Annotated in this window: 11 protein-coding genes; 8 read left to right on the top strand and 3 right to left on the bottom strand. The window is 60.8% G+C overall.

Annotated features, from left to right (window positions below; genetic code table 11):
- Positions 1–69 precede the first annotated feature (69 nt).
- Both EV679_RS08910 and EV679_RS08905 read right to left on the bottom strand, forming a co-directional pair.
- Positions 70–828, bottom strand: coding sequence for an SDR family NAD(P)-dependent oxidoreductase (locus EV679_RS08910; RefSeq protein ID WP_130486998.1), 759 nt, complete (start codon positions 826–828; stop codon positions 70–72).
- 139 nt (positions 829–967) lie between these two features.
- Positions 968–1,888 (bottom strand): IclR family transcriptional regulator, encoded by a 921-nt coding sequence (locus EV679_RS08905; protein WP_240733321.1) that lies wholly within the window; start codon positions 1,886–1,888, stop codon positions 968–970.
- A 270-nt stretch (positions 1,889–2,158) separates the two neighbouring features.
- Between EV679_RS08905 and EV679_RS08900 the strand changes: the two genes are divergently transcribed.
- The 5 genes from EV679_RS08900 to EV679_RS08880 all read left to right on the top strand — a co-directional run bounded on the left by EV679_RS08900 (position 2,159) and on the right by EV679_RS08880 (position 8,477).
- A complete protein-coding gene (locus EV679_RS08900) occupies positions 2,159–3,175 on the top strand; it encodes a TRAP transporter substrate-binding protein (RefSeq protein ID WP_068367931.1) in 1,017 nt (338 codons plus the stop codon).
- A complete protein-coding gene (locus tag EV679_RS08895) occupies positions 3,175–5,076 on the top strand; it encodes a TRAP transporter large permease (RefSeq protein WP_130486997.1) in 1,902 nt (633 codons plus the stop codon). Before EV679_RS08900 ends, EV679_RS08895 begins: the two co-directional genes overlap by 1 nt.
- A gap of 43 nt (positions 5,077–5,119) precedes the next feature.
- Entirely contained in the window at positions 5,120–6,283 is a 1,164-nt protein-coding gene (locus EV679_RS08890) for an acetyl-CoA acetyltransferase (protein WP_083969418.1), read from the top strand.
- A 62-nt stretch (positions 6,284–6,345) separates the two neighbouring features.
- A complete protein-coding gene (locus tag EV679_RS08885) occupies positions 6,346–7,923 on the top strand; it encodes an acyl-CoA synthetase (RefSeq protein ID WP_130486996.1) in 1,578 nt (525 codons plus the stop codon).
- A 29-nt stretch (positions 7,924–7,952) separates the two neighbouring features.
- Entirely contained in the window at positions 7,953–8,477 is a 525-nt protein-coding gene (locus tag EV679_RS08880) for a gamma carbonic anhydrase family protein (protein ID WP_068367935.1), read from the top strand.
- A 77-nt stretch (positions 8,478–8,554) separates the two neighbouring features.
- Here the strand turns inward: EV679_RS08880 and EV679_RS08870 are convergent, their stop codons facing one another.
- On the bottom strand, positions 8,555–8,935 hold the full coding sequence (locus EV679_RS08870; protein WP_130486995.1) for a hypothetical protein: 381 nt from the start codon (positions 8,933–8,935) through the stop codon (positions 8,555–8,557).
- A gap of 363 nt (positions 8,936–9,298) precedes the next feature.
- Between EV679_RS08870 and proP the strand changes: the two genes are divergently transcribed.
- From proP to EV679_RS08855, 3 genes are all read left to right on the top strand, one after another.
- Positions 9,299–10,831 carry a glycine betaine/L-proline transporter ProP gene (gene proP / locus EV679_RS08865; protein ID WP_130486994.1) on the top strand — a complete coding sequence of 511 codons (1,533 nt, stop codon included), beginning with the start codon at positions 9,299–9,301 and terminating at the stop codon, positions 10,829–10,831.
- Between the two features lie 258 nt (positions 10,832–11,089).
- Entirely contained in the window at positions 11,090–12,400 is a 1,311-nt protein-coding gene (locus EV679_RS08860) for an APC family permease (RefSeq protein ID WP_068367941.1), read from the top strand.
- Positions 12,401–13,044: 644 nt separating this feature from the next.
- Positions 13,045–13,287 (top strand): glycine zipper 2TM domain-containing protein, encoded by a 243-nt coding sequence (locus EV679_RS08855; protein ID WP_130486993.1) that lies wholly within the window; start codon positions 13,045–13,047, stop codon positions 13,285–13,287.
- Position 13,288: the final 1 nt, after the last annotated feature.

Below are 13,288 nucleotides of genomic sequence, written 5' to 3'. Positions count from 1 at the left end.
GTAGCGCAACATCGGAACAAAGGGATGAAAGGATGATGGGCAATGGCGCCCTGAAACACGGGTGGCGTTTCAGAGCAGGCCGGCGGCAGTAAAACCGCCATCGACACTGACCACCTGCCCCGTCACGAAACTCGATAGCTTGTCGTCAAGCAGCCAGGCCAGCGTGCCATTGAGTTCCGCCGGGGCGGCATAGCGCCGCTGCGGCACATCCGATACCCAGCGCTGGCGGGCGGCCTCCGTATGCATGCGCCCGACCAGCGGCGTTTCAATGGGCCCCGGCGCGACCGCATTGACCCGGATGCCATCGCTGGCCAGTTCGACGGCCTGGACTTTGGTCAGGGTAATGACCCCGCCTTTGGATGCGCCGTAGGCGGCGCGACCCGCGTTGCCACGGATGCCCGACACCGAGGCAATATTGACAATAGACCCACGCCGGCGCTGCCGCATGCAGCGTGCGACTTCCCGGCCTACCAGAAAAGTGCCCACCAGATTGACCTGCAATACCCGTTGCAGGTAATCCAGGTCGGTATCCAGAAAGGCCACATCTCGGCCGATTCCGGCGCTGTTCACCAGCCCGGAGATCGGCCCGAAGCAGGCTTCGCTGTCCTCCACCACCGCACGCACGCCCTGCTCGTCCGATACATCCATATGCACGCATCGCAGCTGCGTGGCGGGCGCCTTGCTTCTCAGGGCCTCGAGGTTTTCCTCCGACACGTCGGCCACCAGTACCCGGTGACCGCTTTCCAGCAGTCCTTCCGTCAGGGCCAGCCCGATGCCGGAAGCGCCGCCAGTCACCAGCGTGACATCCTCGTTTTGTTCATGCTTCATTGTGTTGTCTCCTTTGTTGTCATGGAATTGCCTGGCCGCAACCTGGGGCTGCGGCCTGTTGGCGGGTCTGTGCCCGCTTGTCCTGGCGTGGCGGTCATCGCCAGCGTTATCTATCTATCCGCGCGCGTCACCACGCGGCTCAATCATCCGTGGTATCACTCGCCTTCACTTTCGCTGCCCTTGCGCCGGCCGATCGTGCCTTGCGGACGCCCGCCTCCTTGACGCCCTGCGCGGCCGGCTGTTCCGCCTCATGCTGACGCTGCAAACGCCTGGCCGACTGGCGCAGCATCACGCTGAGTTCTTCCAGGCGTTCCGGGCTCATGCGCGACTGGACGGCCGCGATACTCAGCGCCCCCAGCAAGCGCCCCGCCGCGTCCTTCACAGCCAGCCCTATGCCCCAGGAACCGGACATGACCCATCCCCGGTTGATCGCGATGCCGCCGCGCGCCCGCGCTTCGGCGACCTGGCGCCGGATTTCGTCCATGGTCGCCGTGGGATAGCGTTCATTGATCAGGGCCTCATTGACCGCCAGCGCTTCATCGACTTCGTCATCGGGCAAGGCCACCAGCAAGGCCAGGCTGCCCGCCCCGATACCCAGCGGATAGCGATCTCCGGCGGCCAACACATAGGTTTTCAGAGGGAAATCGCCATCTTCCCGCATGGTGCACAGCGCCAGCACGCCACGCCTTATCGAGAAAAAGGCGCTATCGCCGCAGTCATAGGCCAGCTTCTGCACGATCGGCGTCGCCAGCCGGTGAATGCCATGCCGCTCAGCAGCGATATGGCCCAGGATATGGCACTCGGGCCCGAGGAAATAACGGCGCGATTGCGGCTCCTGTTCGATCATGCCTTCCGTGACCAGGACGCTCAGCAGGCGATGGATCGTCGGCTTGCTCATGCTGATTTCGCGCGTCAGCGTCATCAGACCGACGCCTTCCGCCCCCGCACGTGCCACTGCGCGCAATACCGTCAATGCGCGCGATACCGACTGCGCGCCATCGACGCGATCTGCCTTGTTCATCTCCTGGCGCATATGCATTGCCTCTTCCATTGCCGACATAATTCGATTCCATTTCACATCAATTGAAAAATTGGTCCATATTACGGACCATAATTAATTTTACTGGCAATTGATAGATGTCATGGATATCACTCGGGTTTTCCTTGTTTACCGATGATACCCAATGTGATTAAATAAATTCAAGAACAAATAAACAGGTTCGCATTATGGACCAATTAATTTCTGGAGACATCCATTGACCGTTAATCGCGGCAATGGCCGTGGCTGGCCTTTATCCGGGCAAAGACCACATCACAACAAGGAGGCAATATGAATCTGTCCCGACGCAAACTCATTTCCTTGACTGCCGGAAGCGCACTGGTCGCCGCTGCGCCGCTACGCAGCGCCTGGGCGGCTGCGCCCAAGTACCGCTACAAGTACGCGAACAATCTGGCCGTGAATCACCCAATGAACATTCGGGCGCGGGAAGCGGCCGAAAGAATCTTCAAGGAAACCGACGGCGCATTTGAATTGGCCATCTTTCCCAATAGCCAGCTGGGTTCCGATACCGATACATTGAGCCAACTACGCGCTGGCGCCGTGGAATTCTTCACACTGTCGGGCCTGATTCTTTCCACGCTGGTGCCTGCCACTGCCATCAGCGGCGTGGGTTTCGCATTTCCGGATTACGACACGGTCTGGAAAGCCATGGACGGCCAATTGGGCGCCTATATCCGCGGACAGATTCAGCAACGCGGGCTATATGTCATGGACAAAATCTGGGATAACGGTTTCCGCCAGGTCACGTCCAGCACGCGCCCCATCGTCGTGCCTGCCGACTTTGACGGGATTAAGATCCGGGTTCCCATCAGCCCGCTCTGGACCTCCATGTTCCAAAGCCTGGGCGCCGCCCCGACCAGCATCAACTTCAACGAAACCTATTCCTCGCTGCAAACCAGGGTGGTTGATGCCCAGGAAAATCCGCTGGCCATTATTGAAACCTCCAAATTCTACGAAGTGCAGAAATTCTGCTCCATGACCAACCACATGTGGGACGGTTTCTGGTTCCTGGGCAATCGCCGCGCCTGGGAAAAGCTGCCGGCGGATATCCAGGAGATCGTCGCCCGCAACATCAATGCCGCCGGCATGGATATGCGTGCCGATGTGTTCATGCTCAACCAGGAACTGCAATCAACGCTCTCACAACAAGGGATGGCATTCAATTCGCCCGACCCCGCTCCGATCCGGGCTGCGCTGAAAGAAAAGGGCTTTTACGACACCTGGAAGAAAAATTTCGGCGATCAGGCGTGGGACATGCTTGAAACCGCCACGGGAGGGCTGTCCTGATGCAACCAGCCGCCACCTCCAAATCTGTGCCGCCCCTGCCGGAAACCGTGAGCCGGAGCGATACCCCATGGGTATGGCTGGCCTATGCGGACAAGTCCCTGGGCTTCATCGTGGAAACCTTCGCGGCCATCCTCGTGCTGGCCGAAGTCTGCATTCTGTTCGCCGGCATTGCCGCTCGCTATGTCTGGCACAGCCCCCTGATCTGGTCCAACGAACTGGCCTCCACCCTGTTTCTGTGGCTGGCCGTCATGGGGGCCATCATTGCCATGCGGCGCGGCGAACACATGCGCATGGCGCTGTTCGTCAACAAATCCTCGCCAGGACGGCGGGCCGTGATGGAATCAGTAGCAGGCATCGCCGCCCTGGTGTTCCTGTGCATTCTGCAAAGTCCGGCCTATGAGTACGCCGTCGAGCAAAGCTACATCACTTCGTCGGCCATGGAGATTTCCGACGCCTGGCGCGCCGCTGCACTGCCCGTCGGCACGGCTTTCATGATCGTCTTTTCCATCATCCGCCTGCTCACCGCCGGCAACTGGCGCGCTCTGCTGTATGCCGCCATAGGCGTGGGGGCCATCGTCAGCGCGCTGCTGTTGGCCCAACCTGTGCTGGAAACCCTGGGCAATGCCAATCTGCTGATCTTCTTCGTGGTGATTGTGGGCGCCTGCGTATTTGGCGGCATTCCCATCGCATTTTCCTTCGGCCTGGCCACGCTCGGCTACCTGAGTCTGACAACCAGCATGCCATTGATGGTGGTTGTCGGACGCATGGACGAAGGCATGTCACACCTCATCCTGCTGGCCGTACCGCTGTTCGTACTGCTGGGCATGCTGATAGAAATGACCGGCATGGCCTATCGCATGGTGGCCTTCCTGGCCAATCTGCTGGGACACGTCAAGGGCGGCCTGTCCTATGTACTCATCGGCGCCATGTATGTGGTGTCCGGCATCTCGGGCGCCAAGGCGGCTGACATGGCGGCCATTGCGCCGGTGCTCCTGCCGGAGATGCGTGCTCGCGGCGCGGATGAAGGCGAAACGGTGGCGCTGCTTTCCGCCACCGGCGCACAAACCGAAACCGTGCCGCCCAGCCTGGTGCTGATCACCATCGGCTCGGTCACCGGGGTTTCCATCAGCGCGCTTTTCACCGGCGGCCTGCTGCCCAGCCTGTTGCTGGGCCTGATGCTGTGCGTGGTCGTGGGCTACCGTTGCCGCCGCGCCGGCAACCAGGAAAAGTGCGCTCCCCGCGCCACCCGCAAGCAGATCTGGGCCTCGCTGGTCATTGCCCTGCCCGCCCTGGCGCTGCCCTTCATCATCCGGGCTACCGTCGTCGAGGGCATTGCCACTGCGACCGAGGTCTCGACCATCGGCATCGTGTACGCCGTCGTCGTGGGCATCCTGGTCTATCGTTGCTTCGATATCCGCCGCGTCTATCCGATGCTGGTCGATACCGCCTGCCTGTCCGGCGCCATCCTGCTGATCCTCGGCACTGCAACCGGCATGGCATGGGCTCTCACCCAATCAGGTTTCTCGGGCGCGCTGGCGCAATTCATGCAGGACCTGCCGGGTGGCGCCTTCACCTTCATGCTGGTGTCCATCGTGGTCTTCATCGTACTGGGCAGCGTACTGGAAGGCATTCCCGTCATCGTGCTGCTGGGGCCGCTGATGTTCCCCATCGCCCACATGCTGGGCATACACGAAGTGCACTACGCCATGGTCGTCATCCTGTCCATGGGCATAGGCCTGTTCGCGCCGCCTTTCGGGGTGGGCTACTACACCGCATGCGCCATTGCCCGGGTCGATCCGGACAAAGGCATGCGCCCCATGGTCGGCTATCTGGTCTGCATCACGCTGGGCACCCTCATCGTGGCCGCCGTGCCATGGATCTCCATCGGATTCCTGCACTGATCGTGCCCATCCCTCACCGTCCCCTCCCACAAGGAACCTCACAGTGAATCCTCAGATTATTGGCTGGAAACACCTGCCTTTCGGCAAGCTGCAGATGGATATCGAGACCATGATCGCCGACGCGGCTGCCGGCGCCATCGACCACGCAGGCATCGAAGCGGCCGACATAGACTCCGTGCATATCGGCACCTTCAATGGCGGCCTGGTCTACCAGGACTTCCCTTCTGCGCTGATTCTCAACTCCCAGCCTGACCTACGCTTTGCCGCGACGGTACGTTGCGAAAATGCCTGCGCCACCGGTTCCGCCGCGGTGTACAGCGCCATCGACGCCATTCGTTCCGGGCGCAGCAAGGTGGCGCTGGTTGTCGGCTACGAAAAAATGTCGGCACTGACGACTGCGGAAGTTGGCGCCATCCTGCAGAAATGCTCGTATGCCAGGGAAGAAGCCCATGTACCTGGTGGTTTCGCCGGCATTTTCGGACAGATTGCCAGCGCCTATTTCGAGCGCTACGGCGATAAATCGGATGCCCTGGCCCGGATCGCCAGCAAGAGCCACCGCAATGCGCTGTCCAATCCCTACGCCCATTTCCACAAGGATTTCGACTACGACTTCTGCCGCACCCCTTCCGAGAAAAATCCCTACGTGGCCGGCCCGCTGAAGCGCACCGATTGCTCGCCCATCTCCGATGGCGCCGCTGCGCTGATCCTGACGAGCGCAGATGTAGCCGCCACGGCACGCGTGGCAATCGGCTTGCGCGCCGCAGTCCAGGTGACGGATTTCCTGCCGCTCTCGCGCCGCGACATCACCGAACTGAGCGGCGCCAGGCAGGCCTGGGCACGCGGGCTGGAACAAGCCAGACTGAGCCTGGACGACCTGTCTTTCGTGGAAACCCATGACTGCTTCACCATCGCCGAGTTGATGGAATATGAAGCCATGGGGCTGGCGCCAGCCGGCCAGGGTGAACGTGTCATTGCCGAAGGCATCAGCGAAAAGACCGGCAGGTTGCCGGTCAACCCGTCCGGCGGCCTCAAGGCCAAGGGCCACCCAGTAGGCGCCACAGGCGTCTCCATGCACGTCATGGCCGCCATGCAGCTTGCCCACGAAGCCGGCGACATGCAATTGCCCAAACCGGTACTGGCGGGCGTCTTCAATATGGGAGGCGCCGCCGTTACCAACTACCTCAGCATCCTGGAACGCACCCGCTGACCTGCCGCTGCGCCCACCGGCGCTTCCATGCAGCCCATTTTTTCTTGATTCCGAGACTCATCATGCTCACCACAGTCATGAATCTGGGCGATATGCTCACGCAAGTCGCCCGCCGCCATGCCCAGGAACCCGGGTTCATCACCCCGGACCGCAGCTATACATGGCATGAGATCAATCAGCGTGTGGACACAATCTGCACCCAACTGCGCCAGGCCGGCGTCCAGGCCGGAGACAGGATACTGGTGCACTCCCGCAACAACCTGCCGCTGTTCGAAAGCGCCTATATCGCGTTCAAGCTGGGCGCGATCTGGGTGCCGACCAATTACCGCATCGCCCCGCCTGAAGCCGCCTACCTGGGAAAATCCAGCGCAGCGAATGTCATGATTTACGACTCCGGCTTCGAGGCCCACGTGGACGCCATCCGCGCCGAGAACCCCGCGCTGCGCCACGTGCTGTCCCTGGGGACGCCACGCGCCAACGAAATCGCCTACGACGAGCTGCTCGCCACGCCATGCACCGAGCCCTTCATTGCCGCCGACGTGGACCGCGATACGCCGCTCTGGTTCTTCTATACCTCGGGCACGACCGGCCACCCCAAGGCCGGCACGCTGACGCATGGCCAGATGGCATTCGTCATCACCAACCACCTGGCTGACCTGATGCCCGGCCTCACGCACCGTTCGCGCTCGCTGGTCGTCGCGCCGCTGTCGCACGGGGCCGGCATCCATGCATTGGTCAATACCGCGCGAGGCGCCGCCAGCGTGTTGCCTGCCAGCGAACGGCTGGATGCCGAAGAAACGTGGCAGCTGGTGCAGCAGCACCGCGTCGACAATATGTTCACAGTACCGACCATCATCAAGATGCTCACTGAACACGATGCCGTGGACCGCTACGACCACAGCAGCCTGCGCTATGTGATCTACGCCGGCGCCCCCATGTACCGCGCAGACCAGAAGCACGCCCTGGAGAAACTGGGCAAGGTGCTGGTGCAGTATTACGGCCTGGGCGAAGTCACGGGCAACATTACCGTACTGCCTCCTGCCCTGCATGAAGCCGAAGACGCCAACTTCACCCGTTTCGGCACCTGCGGCTATGCACGCACCGGCATAGATATCGTCATCCTGGACGACCAGGGCGCGCGGCTGCCAGCGGGCCAGACCGGGGAAATCTGCGTCAGGGGCCAGGCAGTCATGGCTGGCTATGACAACAATCCCGAAGCCAACGAGAAGGCCTTCCGGTTCGACTGGTTTCACACGGGCGACCTGGGGCATCTTGATGACGAAGGCTATCTCTACATTACCGGACGCGCTTCCGACATGTACATTTCCGGCGGCTCCAACGTCTACCCGCGCGAAATAGAAGAAACACTGCTGACCCACCCGGCCGTGCATGAAGTCGCGGTAGTCGGCCTGCCCGATCCGAAATGGGGCGAACTGGGCGTGGCAGTCATCGTGCCCAAGCCTGGCTGCGCCGTCACCGAAGCGCAGTTGATCCAGTTCCTCGATGGCCGCCTGGCCAAATACAAATGGCCCAGGCGCTTCGTGTACTGGGAAAACCTGCCCAAGTCTGCCTATGGCAAGGTAGCCAAGAAAGATGTGCAGGCCCGGCTGGCCCAGGCAGACCAGCAAGCCCTGGCCTGAACGCACGGCCTATCAACACGGGAGAAGCCATGGCGATCTATCAACTCGGCAACCTGCGCCCGGACATTGCCTCCAGCGCCTATGTTTCCGAGCATGCCGTCCTGATCGGAGATATCGTGATCGGGGAAAACGTGTCGATATGGCCCGGCGCCGTGCTGCGCGCGGACAACGCGCGCATCTGGATCGGCGCGGGCAGCAACATCCAGGATGGCGCCATCCTGCACGCCGACCCCGGCCTGCCACTGACAATAGGCAGTGATGTTACCGTCGGCCACCAGGCCATGCTGCATGGTTGCACCATTGGCGACGCATGCCTGATCGGCATACAGGCCGTCGTCCTCAATGGCGCCGTGATAGGCGCTCAAAGCCTGGTCGGCGCGGGCGCCCTGGTGCCCGAGCACCGGGCTTTCGAGCCTGGCCGGTTGATCGTCGGTGCTCCCGCACGGGTGGTACGGGAACTGGATGAGGTCAGCCGCGGGCTATTGCTGGATAACGCCGCCAGCTATCGCCACAAGGCGCGCCAGTTCCGCGACCAGCTGGTGCGCCTGGCATGACGCACAGCGTGAGCGCGACCAGCCTGGCCGCGCTCACGCCATCCCGGCTTGCCGCCGGAGCCAGCCCCCCGGGCAGGTCAGTCCTGTTTGTCCAGGCACGTCATGAAGAAGTCTTTCAGTTTCCGGTCCGTCGGCACATCCAGCCGATAGCCGAGTTCCAGCACTTCCCACTCATCGGAGCCACGCTGCACCAGACCGGCATCAACGAATTCGTCAAGCTTCAGGCCGCTGGCACGGCTTTCCAGGCCCACCAGCACCGCTCTCACCTTGTCAAAGCACCGCTCTGCGTGATGACGCGTAACTGTTGCTGCGGCGGCCTGCTCCGCATCAGGAACGGTGAGCTCCACCTGCTCGACCACTCTGGCAGTCAGGCCTTCGCTGGCGGCCTGCGCCGCGGGAACCACGCATCCCAGGGCAAGCAATGCCAGGGCGCCGCACATCAATCTGGGCACAAACATGCAGATCTCCGTTCTTGTCATGTGCCGTCATATTAGTTCAGCATCAATAACCATGGCGCGTTGATGGCGGGAATTTACATCTGCTGTAACAGGATGCCCGATACACGCGGGAACAGTCACTTTCACCCCTCTCTTATATAATGAGCAGGCCCGATTTCATGACGGCAACCGGTCGCGGATAGTCCATCCCGGACAGCTCGGACGTGGTAACGCATGCTGTGGCGTGCCAGGCCTGCGCCCCCTCGTTTTTGCTGCCCCATCGAGGCAGTGTGAACAAGCGCCATACCCGCCCGCGCCGGCAACGCCTGGCGGCAATACCCCGCCGATATGCGGATATGGCGTACAGAAACAGGAAGCAGATACATGAGCAAAACAGCCTCTGCCCCACCCGCGCCGCGCCCTCTGGGCATCAACGACATTACCGTCATCGACGATAGCAAACTCAAGAAAGCCGTGACCGCTGCCGCGCTGGGCAATGCGATGGAGTGGTTCGACTTCGGGGTGTACGGTTTTGTCGCCTTTGCGCTGGGCAAGGTATTTTTCCCGGATGCCTCGCCTGCCGTGCAAACCATCGCCGCACTGGGCACATTCTCGGTCCCGTTCCTGTTCCGTCCGCTGGGCGGCCTGTTCTTCGGTGTCATGGGCGACCGCTTCGGGCGGCAGAAAGTCCTGTCGCTGACCATCATCATCATGGCCATCAGCACCTTCTGCATCGGCCTGATCCCCTCCTATGACAGCATCGGCCTGTGGGCCCCTGTCCTGTTGCTGCTGTGCAAGGTCGCGCAAGGCTTCTCGGTCGGCGGCGAATACACCGGCGCCGCCATTTTTGTGGCGGAATATGCCCCCGACAGGCGGCGCGGCTTCCTGGGCAGCTGGCTGGACTTCGGGTCGATTGCGGGCTTTGTCCTGGGCGCAGGCATGGTGGTGCTGCTGCAAACCATCCTGGGCGACGGGCGCTTCCTCGAATGGGGCTGGCGCGTGCCCTTCTTCGTCGCCGGTCCGCTGGGACTGCTGGGCCTGTACCTGCGCCATGCAGCAGAAGAAACCCCGGCCTTCGCGCAACAGCTCGAACGCATGGAGAAGGACGACCGCGATGCCATCAAGGAGCGTCCCAGCATCTCCTTCCGCGAGATTTTCACGCGCTACCGCAAGGCGCTGCTGATCTGCGTCGGTATGGTACTGGTGACCAACGTCACCTACTACATGCTGCTGACCTACATGCCTACCTACCTGTCGAGCAGCCTGGGCTATTCCGAAGGCCATGGCGTGCTCATCATCATCGTGGTGATGATAGGCATGCTGTTCGTGCAACCACTGGTCGGCTTCATCAGCGACAAGGTCGGGCGCAAGCCTTTCCTGCTGATCGGCAGCCTCGGTCTGCTGCTGCTCGCCATCCCGGCCTACCGCATGATAGGCAGCGACAATACTGGCACCATCTTCCTGGGCCTGCTCTGCCTGGCGGCGCTGCTCAACTGCCTGACCGGTGTCATGGCATCGACACTGCCCGCGCTCTTCCCCACGCGCATCCGCTACAGCGCGCTGGCCAGCTCGTTCAACGTGGCCGTCATCATTGCAGGCCTGACCCCGACTGTCGCTGCCTGGCTGGTGGAAGAAACCCAGAACCTGATGATGCCGGCCTACTACCTGATGGCAGCGGCAGTCGTCGGCCTGATCACGGCCTTCTTTCTGCCCGAGACGGCCAACCGGCCGCTACGCGGCGACACCCCCAACGCATCCAGCCGCCAGGAAGCCCGTGTGCTGCTGCAGGAAGCCTATGAAAACATCGAACAAAGCGTGGAAGATGTCGAGGCCGAAATCGTCGAACTGGAAGAAAGGATAGAGCTGCTGCGCAAACGCCGCCAGAAACTGGTGGACCAGCATCCCCATCTGGACTGACTGAGCTGACGGTGGCGCAGCCGGCCCGGCGTCGCCACCGTCAGCCCTGGCACGGCGAGTTCTTGGGGACTAGAAGCGGCAGGAAAAAAAATGGCGGACCTCAAGCCTTGAGTACCAATACGCCTGGGGCAACATGCACTGACTCATGCCCATTGCCTCCCACGGGCGAGTCGAGTACAACACTGAGATCATGCCCATCTCAAGGTATGCCCGTTCTCTCGCTCCCGCCGGGGCTTTTTACTTTTTGGCAGGGTACACGTGGCAACCCATCAATCAAAACAAACGCTGAATCTGATTGACGTCATTTCCATTGGTATTGGGGCAATGGTCGGCGCGGGTATTTTCGTGCTGATCGGACAGGTCGCGGAATTGATGGATACCTTTACCTGGTTTTCCTTCGGTCTGGCGGGTGTGGTCTCACTTCTGATCGGCTATGCCTATGCCCGGCTATCAGTGTATTACCCGACCAACGGAGGTTTGATCGACTATTTCCGGGCCGCTTTTTCTCGGCCATTGGTCATTACCCTGTCTTTTCTCTATATCGGCACGCTGATTCTGACCATTGCGCTGGTCGCACGCGCCTTCGGCCTGTACGCAGCACAGTGGCTGCATCCCGGCCATGCCAATCTGGCACTTCTGGGCCTGGCCTATACCCTGGGCATCATCGTGCTCCTGGCCTTGCTCAATATGTACAGCAATCACGCTGTCGGACGTACCGAATCGCTGCTGGTCATTCTGAAACTGGGCATTCTGCTCATCTTCATTATTGCGGGCGCGGTTCAGCTCAAACCGACCAGCCTGATTCCTTCTCCTCTGCCGGGAGCCGATCCGATTTTTTCCAGTCTGGGGCTGACCTTTTTCGCCTACGCCGGCTTCAATATGATGACCAATGCGGCGGATAAGGTAAAAAATCCTGCACGCACCATGCCCCTGGCCTTCATTCTGGCCATCAGCATCACCATGCTGTTGTATGTCGCCCTTGCCATCATTCTGGCATCCAGCCTCTCCATGGCGCAGCTGCGCCAGTACGCGGAGACGTCAATTGCCTATGCCGCCTATCCCGTGCTGGGTGCAACAGGCTTCGTGATGGTGTCGGCCGGCGCATTGCTAGCCACATCGTCAGCCATCAATGCGACGATTTTTTCACTGTTCAATACCCTGGACAGCATGGGCCAGTCCCGGGAAATTCCTGCCGCCCTCAATCGTCCGCTGTGGCGCAACGCTTCGTCCGGTAATGTCGTGATCAGTATCGCCATCGCCGTCCTGGCGCTCTGCTTCGATGTCAGCGTGCTGGCCGATGTTGTCAGCTTCACGTTCCTGGCCAGCTACTTTTTTGTTCTCATCGCTGCCTGGCGCATGCGCGCCAGGATTCATCTGGGCGCAGGATTCCTGCTGCTGACCCTCGCGATTGTCTCGCTGATCATGCTGGGTTTCCTCTATAGCCTCGCCACCAGCAACCTGATGGCCATTGCCTCCATCCTGGCCGCCCTGGCGCTTTGCGCCGGCCTGGCATTCTGGCGCAATCGTCATATCTCTGCAGGCGGCGCCACGGGCACCCGGCCTCGCTAGAAAAACAGTCGCACCATCAAGGCTCACAGGCGCCTGCCACCACAGCGGCGGGCGCCATTCCCTCCGCTTTCCGTACGTCCCGTTGAACGTCTGGCACCTGCGGCTGCCTAGACCATTTCCAATTCCCCGCCTGCGAACACCCTGCCCTGTTTCTTCCCCCGCACTGCCTGGCCCGTTCGCCATGGTAATCCACCACCCTTGATCAGTAGACGCTGGATCGGTACAACGCCACAGGCTCAACGGCGCGCATCCGCCTTGATCATGTCTGCCGCTTGTTCTGCAATCATGATGACGAGCGTAATTGATTCACTGAGCGCTCAGTTTTCTGGAAAACTTTGCTCTAAACCATTGGCGCGATCATGCAGGACTCCCTTCGCTTGACAAAAACACGGCAATGCAATCTGAACCCTCTCTTCGAATCTAAAAAATTGACAATTCCTGATATTGCCAGCGTGGCATCGGGAAAGTCTGTGCAACGCTGAATAACGCATTGCCAAACAAATTTCCGGAAATGCGGCGAACAATCAAACCCTTTGCAAATAGGCCTTCTCTTTCACAGCACTGCAGTCTATGCTTTGAATGAGTCATTCGCTTCAAGGTTCATTTCCCGGCAGTCCGCTATCCATTGCGTGGAGTACGTATCTATGAAAAGAAGCACTTTCTTAGCCATGGCACTGTTCTCGACCAGTCTGGCACTGGGCGGCTGCCAAAGCATGAACAGCCCGCAGGCGCAGTCGGAATTCGACTGCATTGCCGGCACGGTGGGTGGCGCTGTGGTCGGCGGCCTGCTGGGCAGTATGGTCGGCGGCGGCACGGGCAAGACCATTGCCACGGTCGCGGGCGCAGGCGCGGGCAGCTATGCCGGTAATCAATTGGGTTGCAAATAAG

The sequence above is a fragment of the Kerstersia gyiorum genome (assembly GCF_004216755.1).
GTDB classification, from domain to species: domain Bacteria; phylum Pseudomonadota; class Gammaproteobacteria; order Burkholderiales; family Burkholderiaceae_B; genus Kerstersia; species Kerstersia gyiorum.
The sequence above is the reverse complement of the archived record's forward strand: the minus strand, read 5'-3'. Positions and strand labels throughout refer to the sequence as shown.